This is a genomic window from Amycolatopsis sp. NPDC051045, assembly GCF_040682955.1.
In the GTDB taxonomy this organism is placed as follows: Bacteria; Actinomycetota; Actinomycetes; order Mycobacteriales; family Pseudonocardiaceae; genus Amycolatopsis.
Window position 1 is genome coordinate 170,539 of the sequence record NZ_JBFBCC010000001.1, and the last position, 21,271, is coordinate 191,809.

17 protein-coding genes and 1 pseudogene are annotated in these 21,271 nt (G+C 72.0%); 11 read left to right on the plus strand and 7 right to left on the minus strand.

Going from position 1 to position 21,271, the window contains the following annotated elements:
* Positions 1-17 precede the first annotated feature (17 nt).
* Genes AB0M80_RS00795 through cydC form a run of 4 tightly spaced genes read left to right on the plus strand, consistent with a single transcriptional unit; the run spans position 18 to position 5,322 of the window.
* Positions 18-1,178, plus strand: coding sequence for a cytochrome ubiquinol oxidase subunit I (locus tag AB0M80_RS00795; protein ID WP_364556959.1), 1,161 nt, complete (start codon positions 18-20; stop codon positions 1,176-1,178).
* Positions 1,179-1,180: 2 nt separating this feature from the next.
* A complete protein-coding gene (locus AB0M80_RS00800; RefSeq protein ID WP_364556962.1) occupies positions 1,181-2,167 on the plus strand; it encodes a cytochrome d ubiquinol oxidase subunit II in 987 nt (328 codons plus the stop codon).
* 9 nt (positions 2,168-2,176) lie between these two features.
* Positions 2,177-3,733, plus strand: coding sequence for a thiol reductant ABC exporter subunit CydD (cydD, locus tag AB0M80_RS00805; protein ID WP_364556965.1), 1,557 nt, complete (start codon positions 2,177-2,179; stop codon positions 3,731-3,733).
* Entirely contained in the window at positions 3,730-5,322 is a 1,593-nt protein-coding gene (gene cydC, locus AB0M80_RS00810) for a thiol reductant ABC exporter subunit CydC (RefSeq protein ID WP_364556968.1), read from the plus strand. The genes cydD and cydC overlap by 4 nt, the downstream gene beginning before the upstream one ends.
* Here cydC and AB0M80_RS00815 read toward each other — a convergent pair.
* Positions 5,258-6,160, minus strand: coding sequence for a glucosyl-3-phosphoglycerate synthase (locus AB0M80_RS00815; protein WP_364556971.1), 903 nt, complete (start codon positions 6,158-6,160; stop codon positions 5,258-5,260). The genes cydC and AB0M80_RS00815 overlap by 65 nt on opposite strands.
* Before the next feature lie 51 nt (positions 6,161-6,211).
* Between AB0M80_RS00815 and AB0M80_RS00820 the strand changes: the two genes are divergently transcribed.
* Positions 6,212-6,886: a lysophospholipid acyltransferase family protein gene (locus AB0M80_RS00820; RefSeq protein WP_364556974.1), complete on the plus strand. Its 675-nt coding sequence runs from the start codon at positions 6,212-6,214 to the stop codon at positions 6,884-6,886.
* Here the strand turns inward: AB0M80_RS00820 and AB0M80_RS00825 are convergent.
* Positions 6,883-7,311: a peptidase inhibitor family I36 protein gene (locus tag AB0M80_RS00825; RefSeq protein WP_364556977.1), complete on the minus strand. Its 429-nt coding sequence runs from the start codon at positions 7,309-7,311 to the stop codon at positions 6,883-6,885. The two genes, AB0M80_RS00820 and AB0M80_RS00825, sit on opposite strands and share 4 nt — an antisense overlap.
* 72 nt (positions 7,312-7,383) lie before the next feature.
* Positions 7,384-8,100, minus strand: coding sequence for an SDR family oxidoreductase (locus tag AB0M80_RS00830; protein WP_364556980.1), 717 nt, complete (start codon positions 8,098-8,100; stop codon positions 7,384-7,386).
* A gap of 70 nt (positions 8,101-8,170) precedes the next feature.
* On the opposite strand from AB0M80_RS00830, the gene AB0M80_RS00835 reads away from it, so the two are divergent.
* Complete coding sequence (locus tag AB0M80_RS00835) at positions 8,171-9,007, plus strand: LysR substrate-binding domain-containing protein (RefSeq protein ID WP_364556983.1); 837 nt, start codon at positions 8,171-8,173, stop codon at positions 9,005-9,007.
* Here AB0M80_RS00835 and AB0M80_RS00840 read toward each other — a convergent pair.
* From AB0M80_RS00840 to AB0M80_RS00855, 4 genes and pseudogenes are all read right to left on the minus strand, one after another.
* Positions 9,004-9,588: a TIGR00730 family Rossman fold protein gene (locus tag AB0M80_RS00840; RefSeq protein WP_364556986.1), complete on the minus strand. Its 585-nt coding sequence runs from the start codon at positions 9,586-9,588 to the stop codon at positions 9,004-9,006. The two genes, AB0M80_RS00835 and AB0M80_RS00840, sit on opposite strands and share 4 nt — an antisense overlap.
* The gene (locus AB0M80_RS00845) at positions 9,588-10,373 is read right to left on the minus strand and encodes a TIGR00730 family Rossman fold protein (RefSeq protein WP_364556988.1); all 786 of its coding nucleotides are present in this window, start codon (positions 10,371-10,373) and stop codon (positions 9,588-9,590) included. Before AB0M80_RS00845 ends, AB0M80_RS00840 begins: the two co-directional genes overlap by 1 nt.
* A 9-nt stretch (positions 10,374-10,382) precedes the next feature.
* A complete protein-coding gene (locus AB0M80_RS00850; RefSeq protein WP_364558513.1) occupies positions 10,383-11,669 on the minus strand; it encodes a glycoside hydrolase family 9 protein in 1,287 nt (428 codons plus the stop codon).
* Position 11,670: 1 nt separating this feature from the next.
* A pseudogene (locus AB0M80_RS00855) lies at positions 11,671-11,931 on the minus strand (cellulase N-terminal Ig-like domain-containing protein); the annotation flags it as partial.
* Between the two features lie 120 nt (positions 11,932-12,051).
* On the opposite strand from AB0M80_RS00855, the gene AB0M80_RS00860 reads away from it, so the two are divergent.
* The 5 genes from AB0M80_RS00860 to AB0M80_RS00880 all read left to right on the plus strand — a co-directional run bounded on the left by AB0M80_RS00860 (position 12,052) and on the right by AB0M80_RS00880 (position 21,251).
* Positions 12,052-13,338, plus strand: coding sequence for a helix-turn-helix domain-containing protein (locus tag AB0M80_RS00860; protein WP_364556990.1), 1,287 nt, complete (start codon positions 12,052-12,054; stop codon positions 13,336-13,338).
* Between the two features lie 255 nt (positions 13,339-13,593).
* A complete protein-coding gene (locus AB0M80_RS00865) occupies positions 13,594-15,612 on the plus strand; it encodes a M4 family metallopeptidase (protein WP_364556993.1) in 2,019 nt (672 codons plus the stop codon).
* Positions 15,613-15,683: 71 nt separating this feature from the next.
* Entirely contained in the window at positions 15,684-16,952 is a 1,269-nt protein-coding gene (locus AB0M80_RS00870; protein WP_364556996.1) for a helix-turn-helix transcriptional regulator, read from the plus strand.
* 331 nt (positions 16,953-17,283) lie between these two features.
* Positions 17,284-19,545, plus strand: coding sequence for a M4 family metallopeptidase (locus AB0M80_RS00875; RefSeq protein WP_364556999.1), 2,262 nt, complete (start codon positions 17,284-17,286; stop codon positions 19,543-19,545).
* Positions 19,546-19,646: 101 nt separating this feature from the next.
* Positions 19,647-21,251, plus strand: coding sequence for a M28 family peptidase (locus AB0M80_RS00880; RefSeq protein WP_364557001.1), 1,605 nt, complete (start codon positions 19,647-19,649; stop codon positions 21,249-21,251).
* The last annotated feature ends 20 nt before the right edge of the window (positions 21,252-21,271 follow it).

Genomic DNA, 21,271 nt, shown 5'->3' on the forward strand with positions numbered 1-21,271 from the left:
ATGTGTAGGCTGCCTACATGAACGCTCTTCCGATCGCGAGACTCCAGTTCGCGACGACGACCTCGTTCCACTTCCTGTTCGTGCTGCTCACCTTGGGGCTGGTCACCTTGGTGGCCGTGATGCAGACGCGCGCGACGGTCGGCGGCCGGCCCGAACTGCTGCGGATGACCCGCTTCTGGGGCCGGCTGTACGTGATCAACTACGCGCTGGGCATCGTCACCGGCATCGTGATGGAGTTCCAGTTCGGGCTGACCTGGACCGGGCTCTCCGCCTTCGCCGGCGACGTCTTCGGCGCGCCGCTGGCCATCGAGACGCTGGTCGCGTTCTTCCTGGAATCGACCTTCCTCGGCCTGTGGATCTTCGGCTTCGGGCGGATGAACCGGTGGCTGCACCTGGCGCTGATCTGGCTGGTCACGCTGACCGCCTACGCGTCGGCGCTGTTCATCATGCTGGCGAACTCGTTCCTGCAGAACCCGGTCGGCAGCCGGCTCGAAGGCGGCACGCTGCGCCTCGACGACTTCGGCGCACTGTTCACCAACCCGGCCCTGGCCGCGTCGCTGCCGCACGTCGTCGGCGCGGCCATCCTGACCGGCGGGTTCTTCGTGGTCGGCGTCAGCGCCTGGCACTTCCTCAAGCGCACCGGCGAGGTCGAGTTCTTCCGCCGGTCGATGCGGATCGGCGTGGTGGCGTCGCTGATCGGCGCGGTCTTCGTCGTCAACCAGGGCTTCGCGCAGTTCGGGGAGCTGGCGAAGTACCAGCCGGACAAGCTCGAGGACGGCGGTGTCGGGCTGCCGCTGGGCCTGATGATCGTCCTCGGGTTCGTCATGCTCCTCTGCGCCCTGCTGGGTGCGCTGCTGCTGATCCGGAACTGGGTCACGAAGGCCCGGTTCCTGCACTACCTGATGGTCGCGGCGATCCCGCTGCCGTTCGTGGCCGCGATCCTCGGCTGGCTGGTGCGCGAGCTCGGCCGGCAGCCGTGGCTGGTCTGGGGCAAGCTGCGCACCGCCGACGCGATCGCCGACGTCCCCGCCGGCCAGATCCTGTTCTCCTTCATCGCTTTCTCGCTGCTGTTCGCCGCGCTCGCGGTGGCCGACTGGGTGCTCATGGCGCGCGTCGCCAAGCGCGGCCCGGACCCGGTCGAAGAGCCCGCCGAGCTGCTCGTCCTGAGCGGAGTCTGACCATGGCGACCTTCTGGTGGGGCGTACTGGGCCTGCTGACCTGCGGGTACTTCGCGCTGGCGGGGTACGACTACGGCGTCGGCATGCTCCTGCCCGGGTTCGAAGCCGGCGAGCGGCGGCGACGGCAGACCCTCGGCGCGCTCGGGCCGTTCTTCCTGGCCAACGAGGTGTGGCTGGTGGCGGCCGTCGGCCTGCTGTTCGGCGCCTTCCCGCACCTGGAGGACAAGGTGTTCGCCGGGGCGTACGTCCTGGTCGTGACGCTGCTGCTCGGCCTGGTGACGTTCACGGCGTCGATGCAGCTGCGCAGCCGCCGCCCGGACGCGCGGCGCGGTGCCTGGACGGCGGGCATCGTCGGCGGCGCGCTGGTGACGGCGCTGTCGTGGGGCCTGTTCCTCGGCAACCTGGTGCTCGGGCTGCCCCTGGACGCCGACGGCTCGCCGTCCGGGGACGCCCTCGCCTTGTTCGGCCCGTACGCGGTGCTGTGGGGGCTCGGGTTCGTCGCGCTGTTCTGCCTCCAGGGTGCGGCGTTCCTGGCCGTGCGGGCGCCGGCCGAGCTGACCGGCCGCGCGGCGCGGCTGGCCCGGGCCTTCACCGCCCCCGTGCTCGCTTTCCTCGTGATCGCCACGGCGTGGGGCGCCTTCGCGCTCGACGGCGTCACCGCACTCGGAACGGGCGTGGCCGCACTGGCCTTCGCCGCCCTCGCCGTCACCTGGCTCGGGCTTTCCGCGAAGCGGTACCGGGTCGCGCTCGTCGGTTCGATGGTGCTCTCGGCGTGCCCGGCACTGCTCGCCGGCACGCTGCGGTTCCCGGCCGTGCTGGTGTCTTCGCACTACGCGCTGAGCGTCGGCCAGGCGGCGACGGCTCCGGAGACGTTCGCGGTGCTGGCCTGGTTCGCGCCGCCCGCGGTGCTGGTGCTGCTGGTGGTGCAGTGGCTGACCTGGCGCGCGCACCGCCGTCCGCTCGACCAGCGTTCGCTGCTGCACTTCTAGGGGGACGTCGTGCCTGCTCTGCCCGGACTCCGGCGGTACCTCCTCGCGTTGAGCTTGCTCGGGGTGCTGACCGCGTTGTCGGTACTCCTCCAAGCCGAAGGTCTCGCCACGCTGCTGACCGGCGGCGGTGTTTCGCTGTTCCTGGTCGTGGCCATCGCGGCGCGGGTGGTGCTTTCGTGGGGGCACGGTGTCCTCAGTGGACGGTTCGCGGCCTCGGTGCGCGGCGGCCTGCGCCGGCGGTTGCTCGGCTCTTCTTCGAACCGCGCGGGCGTCGTCGCGACGCAGATCACTCGCGGTGTCGACGCCACCGACAGCTACCTGACCGGCTACCTGCCGTCGCTGGTCGTGTCGGTGGTGGTGCCGGTCGCGGTCATCGTGCGGCTGTTCACGACGGACCTGACGTCGGCGCTCGTCGTCACCGCGACGCTGCCGCTCATCCCGGTGTTCGCGATCCTGGTCGGGAAGCACACCCGGGCGTCCGTCCAGTGGCAGTTGCTGACGAAGCTGGGCGGGCACTTCCTCGACGTCGTGCGCGGGCTCGGCACGCTGAGGGTGTTCGGCCGGGCGGCGGAGCAGGCCACGACGGTCCGTTCGATGGCTTCCGCCCATGCCGACGCGACCGTCAAGACGCTGCGGGTGGCGTTCCTGTCGGCGCTGGTGCTGGAACTGGTGGCGACGATGTCCGTGGCGCTGGTGGCGGTGCCGATCGGCTTCCGGTTGCTGGCCGGTGGCCTGGACGCGCGGACAGCGCTGCTGATCCTGGTCCTGGCACCGGAGGCTTACCTGCCGCTCCGGGCGGCGGGCGCGAAGTTCCACGCGGCAGCGGAGGGGCTGACGGCGTTGCGGGAGGCGCTCGCCGTTCCGGCGGTTTCCTTCCGTTCGGGCACTTTCACTCGACGGCGGGGTGCGCCTTCGGTGCTCTTCGAGCGGGTTTCGGTTTTCCACGACAAGGTTCCTGCGCTGTCCGAAGTGGACTTGTCGGTGCCCGCCGGCTCGCGGATCGCCTTGGTGGGGCCGAGCGGATCGGGGAAGAGCACGCTGCTGGCCGTTCTGCTCGGGTTCGTGACGCCTTCTTCGGGGCGGGTTCTGGTGGACGGCGTGGACCTGCGCTCCTTGGCTCCCGCGGATTGGCTGGCCGAGGTGGCATGGGTCCCGCAGCGTCCGACGTTGTTCCGCGGATCGCTGGCGTCGAACATCGCGCTCGGTCTCCCCGCCGCGGACGTTCCGGCCGCGGCCAAGGCGGCTTCGCTGGACTCCGTGGCCGCGGGGTTGCCCGACGGGTTCGCCACTCCGCTGGGCGAGCTGGGCGAGGTGTTGTCGGCGGGTCAGCGGCAGCGGGTCGGTTTGGCGCGGGCCTTGGCCCGGACCGCGGCCGGCCTGGTGCTGCTCGACGAACCCACGGCGCGGCTCGACTCCCGCACGGAGACGGCGGTGCTGTCGGCGACCCGGCGGCTGCTGCCCGGGCGTACGGCGGTGCTGGTCGCCCACCGCCCGGCGATGATCGGGCTGGCGGAGCGAGTGGTGGAGCTACGCGGCGGCCGGGTGGGCACGGAGGTGGCCGCGTGAACCTCTGGGCCGTGTCCGCCAGGGACACCCTTCGCCTCCTCCGCGCCGCCCTCCTCGGCGCCGGCGCCGAACTCGCCGCGCTCGCCCTGATGGCCACCGCCGCCTGGCTGCTCCTGCGCGCCGCCGAACGGCCTCCGCTCGGGGCCCTGACCGTCGCCATCGTCGCCGTCCGGACCCTCGCCCTGCTCCGCGGCGGGCTCCGGTACGCCGAACGGCTCGCCGGGCACGAAGTGGTCCTGCGGTGGCTCGGCACCCTGCGCACCCGGGTCTACCAGGCCCTCGTGCCCGGCTCGCGGTACTCCGGCGGGGACCTCGTCACCCGGCTCGTGTCCGATGTGGACGCTCTGCAGGACGCCGTCCTGCGGTGGCTGCTGCCCGCCGGAACCGCCGGGCTCGTCGGGGCCGCCGCCGTCGCCGTCACCGCCGTCGCTTCCGGGCCGGCCGCCCTCGCGCTCGGCGGCGGGTTGCTCGTCGCGGGCGTGGCCCTTCCGGCGCTGGTCGTCCGCATCAGCCGGGCCGCCGCCCGTGACCATGCCCCGAAGCGCGCCGAGCTGGCCGAACGGGCCGTCGAACTCGTGACCGGCCACCGGGAACTCGCCGCGGCGGGCGCACTGGACGAGCACCGCGCCCGCGCCACCGAGATCGTCGACGACCTCGCGCGGCGCGAACGGCAGACTTCGGCCCGCACCGCCGTGCTCACCGCCGCCGGCACGCTCGTCCAGCTGCTCACCACGATCGCCGTCGCCGTGCTCGCCCACGCCTCGGTGCCCTGGACCGCAGCGCTGGCCCTGGCCGCCATGACGACGTTCGAGGTCGTCCTCCCGCTCATCGGCGCCGCCCGGCGCGTTCCGGAGATCCGCGCGTCCGCCGGCCGTGTCAAGGCTGTGCTCGCCACGCCCGCGCCCGGTCCGGGCCGGCGCACCGCCCGGACCGGGCACTTCCGGATCCGGCAGGCCACCGTCCGGCATCCCGGCCGCGCCCCCGCGCTGCGCGGCATCGACCTCGATCTGCCGCCCGGCAAGCGCGTCGGCATCCTGGGCCCCAGCGGCGCCGGCAAGACCACCCTGCTTCGCCTGCTCCTCGGCACCGAAGTCCCGGCGACGGGCCGCGTGACCCTCGACGGCCGTCCGCTCGGTGAGTACGCGGACCTCTCGCGGATCATCTCGGGCGCCGAGGCCGACGCCCACGTCTTCCACACGACCGTCCGCGAGAACCTCCTGCTCGCGAAGCCGGACGCGAGCGACGAAGAGCTGCGGGAAGCCTGCGAGACCGCCGGGTTCGACCTGGACCTCGGCCGCGACACCGGCCCGGACGGCGAGGCCCTGTCCGGTGGCCAGCGGCAGCGGCTGATCCTCGCCCGCGCCGTCCTGGCGGCACCGAAGGTCCTCGTGCTCGACGAGCCCGTCGAAGGCCTCGACCCGGCCCACGGCGACGCCGTCCTCGAGCGCGTCCTGGCGAAGGCGAAGGGCACCGTCGTCCTCGTTACCCACCGCCCCGAGCACCTCGGCGGCTTCGACGAGATCCTCACCCTCGAGGACGGGCGAGCACTTCCCGCATCGGGGGCCGATCGGCGACCCGGACGTTCGTGACGTCCGGCAGCCACTCCTCGTCGACCTGCACGAACTGGGTGAACGGCGCGTCGGCTGCCGCGACGCCGCAGCGGTCCAGGGCCGTGCCGAGGATCTGCCGGGACATCACGCCCAGCTGCGGCAGCGACCGGTTCCGGTGCTTGCGGACCCCGAGGTTGACCTGGGCGAGCCCGTCGAGGCCGTAGCGCGCCTCGGCGTCGAGCAGCAGCCCGATCTCGACACCGTACCCGGCGGCGAACGGCACCGATTCGAGGAACTCGCGCGTGCCCGCGTACTCGCCGCCGAGGGGCTGGACCAGCCCGCCGAGCGTGGGGCGCAGCGCCGAGAGCACCGGCCGCGCGAGCAGCTCGGTGACGCGGCCGCCGCCGCTGCTCTCCAGCCGCAGCGGACGGCGGTAGAAGCCCTTGACCAGGTGCACGCCCGGGGCGCAGACCAGTGGCCCGAGCAGCGACGGCACGAACGCCGGGTCCGGGTCGACCAGGTCCGCATCGAGGAACACGACGAGGTCGCCGCTGGTCGCGGCCAGCGAGCGCCACAGCACCTCGCCCTTGCCGGGCACCGGCGGCAGTTCCGGCAGGACGTCTTCGCGGCGGACCACGCGCGCGCCCGCGGCTTCGGCGGTTTCGGCGGTGGCGTCCGTGGAACCCGAGTCCATGACGACGAGCTCGTCGACGACCGAACCGACCAGCGGCCGCACCGACGCGACGACATCACCCACGGTCCGCTCTTCGTCCAGGGCCGGTAGCACGACCGAAACCGTCCGGTCACCCTTCGCGGCCAGGATGTCCTCGGGCGTCCACCCGGGCTCCTGCCACGTACGCCGCTCGAACCAACTCACGAGTAACGATCGTGCCATGCTGGTGTCACCGCACCCGAGGAGGAGGACCACTTGATCGCGCTGCTTGTCCGGTTCGTGCTGGGCCCGCTGGCCAGGGCGGTGTACCGGCCCGATGTGCGGGGTGTGGAGAACGTGCCCGCCACGGGCCCGGTGCTCTTGGCGGCCAACCACCGCGCCGCCCTCGACACCGGCGTGATCACGTTCACGACGCCGCGGCAGGTCAAGTTCCTCGGCAAGGCGGAGTACTTCGTCGGCAAGAGCCTCAAGGGCAAGGCACTGGCCGGCTTGCTCGGCGGCTTGGGGTACGTCCCGGTCGAGCGCGGCAACGCCCAGGCCGGGCTCGCCGCACTGGAGGCGGCCCGCAAGGTGCTCGACGCGGGCGGCGTCTTCGCGATCTACCCGGAGGGCACCCGCTCCCTGGACGGCCGGCTGCACCGCGGCCACACGGGCGTCGCGGCGCTGGCCCTGGCGACCGGCGCGAAGGTGGTGCCGGTCGCGCTGACCGGCACCGAGAACCTCCAGCCCGCGGGCAAGCGCATCCCGCGTCCGGCGAAGATCGCCATCACATTCGGCAAGCCTCTCGACTTCTCCCGCTACGAGGGCCAGGACTACTCGCCGGCGATCCGCCGGTCGGTCACCGACGAGGTCATGTACCAGATCCTGGAGATCTCGGGCCAGGAGTACGTGGACACCTACCACAAGCGGCCCAGCGAAGGCGTCGCCTAGTTGGCGAGCCAGATCAGGGAGCTGGTGAGGCCCGCGAAGCTGTACTTCGGGGCCAGCGGCCCCCGCCAATTGCGCGAGATGGTCAGCGTGCGTCCCGGGCGGTCGATGTTGTACTCGATGTTCTCGTAGAGGCGCCACAGGTTGTTCGTGCGGTTGTACGCGTACTGGAACTTGTCGTTGAACACGTAGCCGTTGATCGCCTTGGTCAGGTCGGACGAGCCGTCCTGGAAGCGGGCCCAGTGCCCGGTGGCGTCGGCCTTCTCCCAGGCGCAGAACCACCCCGCCGGGCAGTCTTCCCAGGAGCTGACCGACGAATATCCGCTGGTCGCGGCCGAGGCGGGCGCCGCGGCCAGCGCCAAGGCGGCCAGGGGGGCCAGCACGACGGCCGCCACCCGCCGGAGCGCGCGTTTGCTCGAGTGGACCATGGTGGGTTCCTCCCCTTCGGCGAGCGGGTTGTCGCCGTCTCCACGCGCGGGCCGCCCCGGCGGTTTAGGCCGTCACCAGGGCACCGGGCCTTCGTCGTCGACGAAGGTGCCGGTCGGGCCGTCCGCGGGGATCGTCGCCATGCGGACCGCCGACACCGCGCCCTGGGCCGGCGTGCGGTACCCGGAATGGTCGTTCAGGTCCGTGGCGCAGTAACCCGGGCAGACGGCGTTGACGAGGATCCCGTCGGGACGCAGCTCCCTGGCGTACTGCAGGGTCAAGGCGGTCAGCGCGGTCTTCGACGGGGTGTAGCCCGCCGAAATGGGCAGCTCGGTGGCCGGGTCGGCGTTGCGCGTCAGCGACGATCCGCTGCTGGAGACGTTGACGATGCGCGGCGCGGCCGAGCGGCGCAGCAGTGGCAGCAGGGCGTTCGTGACCGTGATGACGCCGAAGAAGTTCGTCTCGAAGATCGCGCGCAGGGTGCCGAGGTCAGCGGCGCTGGGGCGCTGGTGCGACAGGTCCGTACCCGGCGGGCGGCTGATGGCCGCGTTGTTGACCAAGACGTCGAGCCGGCCGTAGCGGGCTTCGATGGTGTCCGCGGCCGCGGCGGCCGAAGCCGGGTCCGTCACGTCGAGGACCACCGAATCGGCGCCCAGTTCCGCGGCGGCCTTCTCGCCGAGTTCGGCGCTGCGGGCGCCGACGACGACGGTGTGCCCGAGTGCGGCGAGCCGGGCGGCGATTTCGCGGCCGATGCCCTTGTTCGCGCCGGTGACCAAAGTGATTTCGTCCATGGCTCCAGCACACCAGCAGGGCGGCCACGCGGGCCAACACCGATGCCGCATCGGCCGATACTCTGGCGGTATGGAGACGCGGGAGCTCGCGTATTTCGTCGCCGTCGCCGAAGAACTGCACTTCGGCCGCGCGGCGCAGCGGCTCGGCATGGCGCAGCCCCCGCTGTCCCGCGCGATCCAGCAGCTCGAACGGCGCATGGGCGTCACGCTGCTGGAGCGCACGAGCCGCGGCGTGACCCTGACGCCGGCGGGCGCGGTTTTCCTTGCGGAGAGCCGTAAAGCCCTCGACGCGGTCGAGGCGGCGGTGCACCGCGCGCAGCGGGCGGGGCAGGAGGTGCCGCGGCTGCTGGTGGCGATGAAAACCGACGGTGACGCGGGCCTGCTCGAGCGGGTCCTGCCCGGCTACCGGCAGGACCCCGACGCCGTCGAGGTCGAGATCGTCGTGTGCGGGATCGACGAGCAGGCCCGGATGCTGCGCGACGGCCGCGTCGACCTGGCGTTCCTGCACGCGCCGCACGACGACCTCTCGGGGTTCGACACCGAGCTGCTGCTGGAACAGGACCAGGTGGCGGTGCTCCCCCGCGGCCACCGGCTGGCCGGCCGGGCAGCGCTGGTGCTCGCCGACCTCGACGGCGAGCCGTTCCCCCGCTGGCCCGGCAGCGATGTGCGCGGGCCCGAGGTGCGCGATCCCGGCCAGCTGCTGCAGCTGGTGGCGCTGGGCCAGGTCGTCGCGGTGGTCCCGGAGTCGGCCCGGCGCCACGCGCGGCCGGACGTCGTGTACGTGCCGGTGCTCGACGCGCCGAGAACTTCGGTCCTGCTGGCCTGGCCGGACCGGACGCGGTCGCGGGCCGTGGCCGCCTTCGTCCGGGCGAGCACCGCGGTCGCGGCCGGGAACCCGGTCGCCTAGATACCCGGTGGCTCCTTGGCCCACTTCGGCGGGGCCGGCGGATCGTAGGTCTCGAACCGGTCGAGCAGGACCGCGGGGTCGGGGTCGGTGAGGAGCAGGGCCCGGTAGTCCGGCTTGACGAACCCTTCGGTCACCATGTGGTCGGCGAAGGTCATCAGCGGCGCGTAGTACCCGTCGACGTCGACCAGCCCGATCGGCTTGCCGTGCAGGCCGAGTTGCGCCCACGTCCAGACCTCGAACAGCTCTTCCAGCGTGCCCGCGCCGCCGGGGAGAGCGAGGAAGCCGTCGGACAGCGCCGCCATCTTGGCCTTGCGCTCGTGCATGTCCACGACGACGTGGAGCTCGGTCAGCCCGGCGTGCGCGATCTCGACGCTCGAAAGCGCCTCCGGGATCACGCCGATCACCTCGCCGCCCGCGGCCAGGGCCGCGTCGGCGACCACGCCCATCGTGCCGACGCTCGCGCCGCCGTAGACGAGGCCGATGCCGCGCTGGGCCAGCAGCTTCCCGAGCGCGGCCGCCTGCTCGGCGTAGCGCGGCGAGAAGCCCATCGAGGACCCGCAGAAGACACAGATCCGGCGCATCAGTGGGTGTCCTCCCAGGCCTGGTACGAATCCTGCACGACGCGGACGGCGTCGTCGATGTCGTCGGTGACGTGCAGCAGGTCCAGGTCGTGCGGGCTGACCTTGCCCTCGGCCAGCACGGTCTTGGCGATCCAGTCGTACAGCCCGCCCCAGTAGTCGCTGCCGAACAGCACCACCGGGAACTTCGTGACCTTCTTGGTCTGCACCAGCGTCAGGGCCTCGAACAGCTCGTCGAGCGTGCCGAAACCGCCGGGCAGGCAGATGAAGGCCTGCGAATACTTGATGAACATCGTCTTGCGGGCGAAGAAGTACCGGAAGTTGACGCCCAGGTCGACCCACGGGTTCAGGCCCTGCTCGAACGGCAGCTCGATGCCCAGCCCCACGGAGAAGCCGCCGGCCTCGGCCGCACCGCGGTTGACCGCCTCCATCGCGCCCGGCCCACCGCCGGTCATCACGGCGAACCCCGCGTTGGCCAGCGCGCCGCCGATCTTGCGGCCGAGCTCGTACTCCGGGTGGTCGCGCTTGGTGCGCGCCGAGCCGAACACCGTGACCGCGCGCGGGACCTCGGCGAGCGCGCCGAAGCCCTCGACGAACTCGGCCTGGATCCGCAGTACCCGCCAGGGATCGGTGTGCACCCAGTCGCTGGGCCCGCGCGAGTCGAGCAGCCGCTGGTCGGTCGTGCTGCCCTGGTCACGGCGGTCGCCGCGGAGCACCACGGGGCCCTTTTGACGCTCGACCGGGCGCTCGGGGTACTGGCCGTCGGGGAATTCAGACTGTTCGCTCACCCGGCCATGCTACGACTTGACCGCCAGCGAGAATGCGAGAAGCGCCGTGGAGGTGAAGTCGATGGCCGGCTCGTTGCTGGGCCATGAACTCAGGTCGTCGGCGTAGCGGCTTCCCCGCCCGTCGAAGGATTCATCCGGACGGGTGCATTCCTTGGCGGCCGCCGGGAAGGGCAGGTCTTCGAAGTTGCCGGCACCGTTGGGTCCGTTCACGACCGCGCCGTAGAGCACTTTCGAAGGTCCGGCGAGGTTCGCGGCCTGGTGGTGCGGGCACTGCGGGAACGTCGTGCCGACGCCGACCACCAGCGACACGCCCCAGGCGTTGGCGCCGAGGGTGAAGTTCCGTTGCCGGGCGCCGAAGGCGGCGTAGCGGGTGTCGCCGGTGACGCGCTGGTAGAGCCGTGCCGTCGCGGCGAAGCCGAAGCTCTTGCTCGCGGCATCGAAGCCGGTGACGTCCACCGCCGTCCGGAATGGACTCGTCTTCGCCGATTCGACGCCGGAATCCAGCTGACGCCGCAGGTCCGCGGCCAGTTCGCGGACGCCGAGCGCCGCGCCCGGGACGCCGGTGCGCAGCAGGCCGGCCAGATCGGCGTGGGCGAGCGCGCTGGTGTCGTAGAGGTTCAACGTGCTGGTGTCGCCGCTGCCGATGTAGGCCTTCGCCCACTTCGCCGCGTCGCGGGCCCAGCCGTCGGCGCGCGGGTCTCCCAGTTCGCGGGCGGCCAGTGCGAGCTGCGTCGCGCCCAGTTCCAGGTCGTCCTCCCAGCTGGACTCCGGGTAGTAGGCGTGCGGGAACGCGCTGACGCGCTCGCCGACGTCCGCCGTCCTGGCCTGTGCGAACACGGCCGCCGCCTCGGCGAGGTAGTGCCGGGCGAGCCGCGGGTCGCGGTGGGCCTGCACCTGGGCGCCGAGCGCGAACGCGGCCGCGACGCGGCCGGCGAGGTTCGGGGACAGCGGCGCGCCCGCCGGGGCCGCGGGGAACACCGGCCGGTGCTTGACGAAGTAGGCGGGATCGCCGGGCTTGACGTCGAGGACGTCGTCGTCCTGCGGGTTGCGCCAGACGTCGTGGTCGCCTTCGCCTTCGAACTCCGGTTCCGCGTAGCCGGTCGGCGAGGTGCGATGGCTTGCGGTCGAGCCGGCCGGGGACGACGTCGTGGCCGTCGCGCTGGGCCTGGAAGAACTCGGTGGTGGCGCGCACGAGCGGGCGGAACAGGCGCCGCGCGGTGTCGATCCGGAATGGCGGCGACGTCGCGCCCGCCGCCTTGATCCGGTAGGTGCCCGATCTATCCAAAGTGGACAGATTGAGGTCGAACACCGCGGGGTAGCGCGCGTTCCAGACGCCGAGGCTCGCGCCGGTGCGGCCCTCGCGGACCGTGCGGCCGCGCTCGTCGAGGACGGTGACCGTCCCTTGCGCGCCGCCGAGCAGGTACGCGTGCTTCGCCTCGCCCAGCGCGTAGCCGACCTGATCGACCCGCACGGCGGCCGGCGCGGTGGCGGCCTCGGCCGGCGTCGCGGCGAGGGGCACGGCGAGCACGGCCGCCGTCGCGAGGGGAAGCAGGCGCATGATCGGCCGCCGCTTTGTTAGGAAAGTTTCCTATTTAGCGGAGAACGCTATCCCGGTGCGGCCGGAGGCGTCAATATGTCCGTTTCCGCGGCACTCCCGCCGATGACCTACCGTGGGGAGATGACCAGCGCACCCGCCGAACCGCTCGGCGCGCGGATCCGGCGGCTGCGCACCGGCCGCGGCTGGACCCAGCGCGAGCTGGCCGAACCGGGCTACGACCGGGGCTTCCTGGCGAAGGTCGAGACCGGCAGCCGCCCGCCGTCGGAGGAGATGCTGGCCTACCTGGCGCAGCGGCTCGGCCTGACCGTCGACGAGCTGCGGTTCGGCCGTCCACCCGGCGTCGCCGACGAGCTGCGCGCCGCGCTGGACGAGGGTTACCGCGACCTGGCGCAGGGCCGGGTCGCCGCGGCGGAAGAGCGGTTCGCCGCGGTGGGCAAGCAGGCGGCGGGCTACCACCTCGACGACGTCGAGTGCTACGCGCGGTTCTGCCAGGCCGAGGTGAAGTGGCAGCTCTTCGACGTTTCGGCGGCGCAGCGAGCGCTGGAGCACGCGGAGGAACTGGCCGACGCGGCGCCGCCGTGGCTGCGGGCGATGATCGTGCACCGCTGGTCCGGCTGCCGCTACCTGAGCGGCGACGCGGGCACGGCGATCGCGCGGGTCGAGGACGAGCTGGCGGCGCGGCCGTCCGACCCGGACGCGGAGTTGTGCCTGCTCACGACGTTGATTCACCCGCTGGTGGAGATGGGCGGCCTGCACCGGGCCCGCCGCGCGGCCGAGGACGGCCGCCGGCTGGCGCGCGCGGCGTCGCGGCCGGACTTCGTCGCGCGGTTCCACCGGCAGGCGTCGCAGGTGTGGCAGGCGATCGGCCGCGCGGACCGGGCGGACCACGACCTCACCGAGGCGTGCCGGCTGTTCGCGTCGGTGGGGTTCGACCGGGACGCGGCCCGCTGCCGCTGGGCCCGCGGGTACCTGCTGCGACGGCTGGGCCGGCTGGACGAGGCCCGCGCGGAGCTGACGGCGGCGCGCGATCAGCTCGCGGCGATCGGCGCGGAGGAAGGCGTCGCCGGGGCGACGCTCGAGCTGGCCGAGGTCCGGCTCCGGCAGGGGGCACCCGAGGAGGCGGCTTCGCTCGTCGCCGGGGTCCGGGACCTGTTGTCCCGCGACGTCGAAGCACTCGGCGAGGCGACGAGCCTGCTGGGGCAGATCGCCCAGGCCCAGGGCGACCTCGAGCCGGCGACCCGGCTGTTGCGCGAGGCCGCGGACATCCAGACGGGGGCGTCGCTGCACGGCGCGGCGGTTTCGACGGCCCTGCGGCTCGGTGACGTGCTCCGACAACGTGGTCAGCTCGACGAGGCCGTCGAGGCCTACCGCCGCGGCCTGGACTCGGCGGCCGGTACCGAGGCCTGATCCGGCGGACCAGCGGGCGCAGTGGTCCGGACCAAAACCACATTCCTACGAAAGTCTGTGAATTGGTTCAGACCAGCTCCTAACCTCGCCGTGAGCTGCGGGTTTGCCCCCGGCCCGGCGATCAACGATCCCGCGCACTGCTCCGTTCGGCCCATTGACCGGCGGACCAGCGGAACCTTTACTCGGACGCGTCCGGCGCAATAACTCCAGTTATTCCTCCGGGCACATTCCTCACGGTCCCCGGAAAGGTTCCCCATGAGATCCCCACGAGGGCTGGCGGCGATCGCCGGCCTGACCCTGACCTTGGCGGTGCCGGCGATCCCGGCCGCCGCCGCTCCCGCACCTCCCGCCGCCACCCCGCCCGAGGCGCTCGCCGCCCGCGCCGCCGACCAGGCTGCCCTCAGCGGCGCCGATCGGCTCGCGAAGGGCGCCGGGGAGGCCTTCGTCCGCACCGGGGTCACCCCGGGTGGCGGCGGGCTCTACTACGCCTCCTACCAGCGCACTTACCACGGCTTGCCGGTCGTCGGCGGGGACGCCGTCGTCGTCGCCGACGGCGGTGGGCGCGTCCGCGGCACCGAGGCCGCGCCCACCGCTCCGATCACCGTCGGCACGCACGCCACCCTCGAAGCCGAGCAGGCGGCGAAGACCGCACGCAGCAAAGTGTCCACAGTAGACGAGTCCAGCAGCCCGAAGCTGATCGTGCTGGCCGGGGACGCTCCGAAACTTGCCTACGAAGTCGTCGTCAGCGGGCACAACGGCGTCACCCCGACGCGCCTGCACGTCTTCGTCGACAGCGCGACCGGTGCCGTCCTCGACACGCGCGACGACGTCCGTGAGGCGGGCACCGGCAACTCCTACTACGCCGGGACCGTCCCGATCGACACCTCCGGCTCCGGCAGCTCGTACTCCATGACCGACCCCGGCCGCCGCGGCATCGCCTGCGGCCGCGAAGGCGGCTCGATCTTCACGAAGAGCACCAACACCTGGGGCAACGGCTCCGGCACCGACCTCGAAACCGCCTGCGTCGACACGCTCTACAGCGTCCAGACCGAGTGGAAGATGCTCGCCGAGTGGCTCGGCCGCAACGGCATCGACGGTGCCGGCGGCGGCTTCCGCGCGAGCGTCGGCCTCAACGACGTCAACGCCTACTGGGACGGTTCCTCGACGCACTTCGGGCACTCGCAGGACAACCGCCGCCAGGCGACGCCGATGGACGTCGTCGGGCACGAGTTCGGCCACGCCATCTTCCAGACCACGCCGGGTGGCGCCGGCTCCGGCAACGAGAACGGCGGGCTCAACGAGTCCACCGGCGACATCTTCGGCGCACTCACCGAGTACTACGCCAACAACCCCAAGGACACCCCGGACTTCACCGTCGGCGAAGGCGTGAACCTCGTCGGCCAGGGCCCGATCCGCTACATGGACAACCCGTCGAAGGTCGGCGACCCGAACTGCTACTCGACGTCGATCCCGAGCACCGAGGTGCACGCCGCCGCGGGCCCGCAGAACCACTGGTTCTACCTCCTGTCCCAGGGCAGCAGCGCCAGCCCGACGTGCAACAACTCGACCGTCACCGGCATCGGCATCCAGAAGGCCGGCAAGATCTTCTACAACGGCCTGCTGAAGAAGACGTCGTCGTGGAACCACCGCGCCGCGCGCAAGGCCACCCTGGAAGCCGCGGTCGCGCTCTTCCCGGGCAGCTGCACCGAGTTCAACGCGACGAAGGCCGCCTGGGACGCCGTGAGCGTCGCCGCGGTCAGCGGTGAGCCGACGTGCAGCGGTCAGCCGCCCGCGGGCAACGACTACTCGCTGACGCTGTCGCCGACGTCCGCGGCCATCCAACCCGGACAGACCGCGACCACCACGGTGACCACCCGGATCACCTCGGGCAACGCCCAGACCGTCCGGCTGCAGGCGACCGGCCTGCCCGAGGGCGCGAAGGCGACCTTCAGCCCGGCGAGCGTCTCCTCCGGCGGCACCGCGACGCTGACCATCACCACCTCGGCGACCACGCCGGAAGGCACCAGCCAGGTGACCGTCACCGGCGACGGCACCGAGGCCGACCACACCGCGCAGTTCTCGCTGACGGTCGGCACCGGCACCCCGCCGACCGGCTGTGACGGGCTCACCGAATGGGACGTCGCTAAGGCCTACGTGCCCGACGACGTCGTCGGCCACAACGGTCACAAGTGGACGTCGCTGTGGTATTCGACCGGTGCCGAGCCCGGCGCGCCCACCTCGTGGGCCGTCTGGAGCGACGGCGGCGCCTGCTGATCCCGGCCGCGCGGTGGTGGACGACACCACCGCGCGGCTTACCCTGGACGTCCACGGCGGAAGGCACCCGAGTGAGCGAAAGCGTCGGCGAACGCCTGCGTGAGCTGCGCACCGAACGCGGGCTCACGCAGCGCGAACTCGCCGGGCCGCAGTACTCCGCGGCGTACGTGTCGTCGGTCGAGACCGGCGCCCGGACGCCGTCGGGGGACGCGCTGCGGTTCTTCGCCCAGCAGCTGGGCATCGACCCCGACGAACTGCTCGGCGGCCGCTCCCCCCGCGAGCTGATCGAGCTGGACCTCGAGCTGATCGAGACGGCGGAACGGTTCCTGGCCGGCGACGCCCGCCGCGCGACCCCGCGGATGCAGCGGATCCGGCGCCGCGCCGAACGCCTGGACCGGCCGCGGCAGGCCGGCATCGCGCTGCTGTGGCTGGCCGGGTACTCGACCGGCGACGTCCGCACGAAGTACGTCGCGGAGGCCGAGACGGCGTTGGCGGGCGAGCCGCCGCCGGTGCGGGCGATGGTCGTGCCGCTGCGCGCGGCGGTGCTGACCGCCTGGGGCGAAGTGCAGTATTCGGTGCACCTGCTGGAAACCTGCCACGCCGAGCTGCTGCGTGACGGCTACCCGCAGCCGTCGATGCTGCTGACGCTGCGGGCCTGCCTGGCCGAGCGGCACCTGCGCCAGGGCGACCTGGAGCGGGCGGCCGAGTACGCCCGCTCGGCGCTGCGGCTCGCCCGGGGCCGCCCGGCGGTGCTCGCGGAGCTGACCCGCAGCCACGTCGAAGTGGGCCGCAGCCACCTGGCGGCGGACCGGTTCGCCGACGCCGCCGCGTCGGTCGCCGCGGCCTACGACCTGATGCAGGAGCGGGCGCTGCACCCGGCGATGGCGTACTGCCTGCTGGCCAGGGCCCGGGTCCGCGGCCGGTCGGGTGACGTCGAAGGCGCGCTGGCCGACCTCGGGGCGGCGCGGGAGACGGCGTGGCCGGACGACGTCCCGGCGATCACCGTCGAGCTCGCCGCGGAGTACCTCGCGGCGGGCCGGCTGGAGACGGCGGCCGGGTTGCTCGACCAGGTCCGCGCCGACAAGCACCTGGCGGGCACGGCGCTGGCCGCGGAGCTGCGGCTGCAGCTGGGGTCGCTGGCCAGGGCCCGCGGCGACGCCCGGCGAGCGGCCGAGGACTTGCGGGCCGCCGTCGAGCTCGCCACCGGCCTGGGCGCCCGCGGGGTGCTGGTCCGCGCGCTGCGGCCGTTGAGCGAGCTGCTCGGCGAGGCCGGGAAGCAGGCCGAAGCGGCGGACGTGCTGCGGAACGGGCTGATCGCGCTGGGCGCGGAAGCCGACTGAACCGATTCCTGAGCGGTACTAACGAATCCCGATGATCGAGATCGTCCGGCGTTCGGATGGTGTCGCCGACAATCCCTACGAAAGTCGTTCCGGCACGGAACACGGCGAGAATCCCCTGCTGCGGCGGGGTTTGTACGAATTGATTCGATAATCCGGAACGCGCCGTTGGTCCGTTCGGCGCATTGACGCCCCGATCCGCTGATCCTTTACTCGGATGCGTCCGGACGCATACCTGCTGTTAGCACCCCGGACACGTCTGTGCCTTTCCCCTTACCCAGGACCCTTTCCCCTTACCGGACCTCGATTCTGCCTTCGTGGAAGGAAGACCTCGATGACCCATCGTGGTTTCAGCACGGGCTTGGCGGCCGCCGCCGGGCTCGCCATGACGCTCGCGTTACCGGTGACCCCGGCGAGCGCAGCGCACCAAGCACAACCAGCCGCACCCGAAGCGGCGGCCGCCCGCGCGGCCGACCAGGCCGCGGCCGCCGGTCTCGACGCACTGCACCGCGGCGCGGGCGAATCGTTCCAGCGCGTCGGCCTGACCGCCGGTGGCGGTGGCCTCTTCTACGGCGCCTACCAGCGGAGCTACCAGGGCCTGCGGGTCGTGGGCGGGGACGCGGTCGTCGTCGCCGACGGCGCCGGGCGCGTCCGGGGCACCAGCGCCGCGGAGACCGCGCCGATCACCGTCGGGACGCAGGCGCTGGTCGACGCGGCGAAGGCCGCCGCCACCGCGCGCGCTCAACTGCCCACTGTGGACAGCGTGAGCACGCCGGAGAAGGTCGTGCTGGGCGGGGCGAGCCCGAAGCTCGCGTACGAGGTCGTCGTCGCCGGGCGCACCGCCACGGCGCCGAGCAACCTGCACGTGTTCGTCGACGCGGCGACCGGCGCGGTGCTCGACAAGCGGGACGACGTCAAGACGTTCGACTCCGGAGCGAAGCGCCAGGCCCAGCCGGGCACGGTGGACCTCGCCGGCGCCGGCAACAGCTTCTACGTCGGCAACGTCTCCATCGACACGACGCAGTCCGGCAGCACGTACACCATGCGTGACCCGGGCCGCACCGGCATCAGCTGCGGCCGCGAAGGCGGTTCGGTCTACAGCGGACCGGACGACAACTGGGGCAACGGCTCCGGCACGGACCTCGAGACCGGCTGCGTCGACGTGCTCTACAGCGTCCAGACCGAGTGGAAGATGCTCGCCGACTGGCTCGGCCGCAACGGCATCAACGGCAGCGGCACCGGCTACCCGGCTTCGGTGGGCCTGTCCGACGTCAACGCCTACTGGAACGGCTCCTCGACGCACTTCGGTCACTCCCAGGACAACAAGCGCCAGGCCACCTCGATGGACGTCGTCGGGCACGAGTTCGGGCACGGCATCTTCCAGTTCACCCCGGGCGGTGCCGGTTCCGGCAACGAGAACGGCGGCATGAACGAGTCGACCGGTGACATCTTCGGCGCGCTGACCGAGGCGTACGCGAACAACGCCAAGGACACCCCGGACTACGAGGTCGGCGAGGGCGTCAACCTGGTCGGCCAGGGTCCGATCCGCTACATGTACCAGCCGTCCAAGGTCGGCGACCCGAACTGCTACTCGTCGTCGATCCCGAGCACCGAGGTGCACGCCGCGGCCGGCCCGCAGAACCACTGGTTCTACCTGCTCGCCGAGGGGTCCGCGCCCGCCGGCAAGCCGGCCAGCCCGACCTGCAACAACTCCAGCGTCACCGGCATCGGCATCCAGAAGGCCGGCAAGATCTTCTACAACGGCCTGCTGAAGAAGACCTCGTCGTGGAACCACAAGGCCGCCCGCAAGGCGACCCTCGAAGCCGCGATCGCGCTCTTCCCGGGCAGCTGCACCGAGTACAACGCCACCAAGGCCGCGTGGGACGCCGTTTCCGTCCCCACCGCCAGCGGTGAGCCGACCTCGTGCAGCGGCGGCGGGCCGGACTTCTCCGTCGCGCTGAACCCGGCTTCGGGTTCCGTGCAGCCGGGTGGCTCGGCGACCACCACGATCAGCACCGCGATCACCTCCGGCGCGGCGCAGTCGATCACGCTGTCCGCCGCCGGCCTGCCCGCCGGCGCGACCGCGACGTTCAGCCCGGCGACGATCTCCTCCGGCGGCAGCTCGACGCTGACCATCGCGACGACGTCGTCGACCCCGACCGGCACCAGCCAGATCACCATCACCGCCGACGGGGCCAGCACCGACCACACGGCCCAGTACGCGCTGACGGTCGGGACCACTTCGTCGTGCGCTCCGGTGACCAACACGACCCGGCTGAACATCCCGGACTACCCGGGTGCCGCGGTCAACAGCACCAACTCCGTGGCGGGCTGCGCGCGCAACGCATCGAACGCCACCAAGGTCGAGGTGCACATCACCCACACCTACAGCGGTGACCTGGTCCTCGACCTGGTCGCGCCGGACGGCACCGCCTACCGGCTGAAGAACTCCAGCAGCAGCTCCACCCCGGACATCAACACCACCTACACCGTGAACGCCTCCGCCGAGGCCGCGAACGGCGCGTGGCAGCTCCGCATCCGAGACGTCGGCCCCGCCGACACCGGTTACCTGTCCTCCTGGACGTTGACCGTGTAGTCCCCGCCCCCAAGCCGTGAATGCCACCTTCAGGGACTTCACGTCCGTCAAGGTGGCATTCACGGCGGTTCTCCCAACCCCCACCGAAGGAACTCACCGCCATGAAGTGGAAGACAAGACTCGGAGCCGGGGTCACCGCCCTGGCTGCCGTGCTGAGTGTGGTGACCGCGCCCGCGGCCACCGCCGCGACCGCCACGGCCCTTGCCGCGCCGGACATCTCGCTGGCCAACATCAAGGCCCACCTCAACCAGCTGCAGACCATTGCCAACAACAACGGCGGGACACGTTCGCCGCGCGGCGCCGGTTACGCGGCTTCCGTGACCTACGTGGAGAACCTGCTCAAGAACGCCGGGTACACCACGACGCGCCAGACGTGCACCAGCTGCCTCGGGCAGTCGCAGAACCTCATCGCCGAATGGCCGCAGGGTGACGCGAGCCAGGTCATCATGCTGGGCGCGCACCTCGACAGCGTGAGCGCCGGCCCCGGCATCAACGACAACGGCTCCGGCAGCGCGTCGATCCTCGAGACGGCACTGACGCTCGCCCGCACCAACCCGGCGATGGCCAAGCGCGTCCGCTTCGGCTGGTGGGCCGACGAGGAGTCCGGCCTGGTCGGCTCCAAGTACTACGTCAACAACCTGCCGAGCAGCGAGCGCACGAAGATCAAGACCTACCTCAACTTCGACATGATCGGCTCCAAGAACTGGGGCTACTTCGTCTACGACGACGTCGCGTCGGTCAAGGCGATCTTCGACGAGTACTTCTCCTCGATCGGCATCCAGACCGAGGGCGACAGCGAAGGCGACGGCCGCTCCGACCACGCGTCCTTCAAGAGCGCGGGCATCCCGGTCGGCGGCCTGGCCACCGGCGCCGGCGACATCAAGAGCTCGGCGCAGGCCCAGAAGTGGGGCGGCACCGCGGGTTCGCCGTTCGACAACTGCTACCACCGCGCCTGCGACACGATCTCCAACATCCCGGACGCGCCGCTGGAGAAGAACTCCGACGCGATCGGGTACGCGCTCTGGAAGCTGGCCGTCGCGACGACGCAGGGCAACGACTTCTCCGTCGCGCTGAACCCCACCGCCGGGACCGTCCAACCCGGACAGTCGCTCCAGGTCGCCGTGAACACCGCGACGACGTCCGGCTCGGCCCAGTCGATCTCCCTGTCGGCGTCCGGCCTGCCCGCGGGTGCGACGGCGTCGTTCAGCCCGGCGACCGTGCAGTCCGGCGGTTCCTCGACGCTGACCATCACGACTTCCGCGTCGACTCCGAACGGCACCTTCCCGATCACGGTGACCGCGGACGGCGCGAGCGTCGACCACACGGCGTCGTTCTCGCTCGGTGTCGGAACGTCTTCCTGCGCCCCGGTGAGCAACTCCACGCGGCTGGACATCCCGGACTACCCGGGTGCCGCGGTGAACAGCACGGCGACCGTCGGCGGCTGCGCCCGCAACGCGTCCGGCACCACGAAGGTCGAGGTGCACATCACCCACACCTACCGCGGTGACCTGGTCCTCGACCTCGTCGCCCCGGACGGCACGGCGTACCGGCTGAAGAACTCCAGCAGCGACTCGACGCCGAACCTCGACACCACCTACACCGTCAACGCCTCTTCCGAGGCCGCGAACGGGGCCTGGCAGCTGCGGCTGCGCGACGTCGGCCCGGCCGACACCGGTTACCTGTCCTCCTGGACGCTGACCGTCTGAGTCCCGGGGGCGGCACTTCC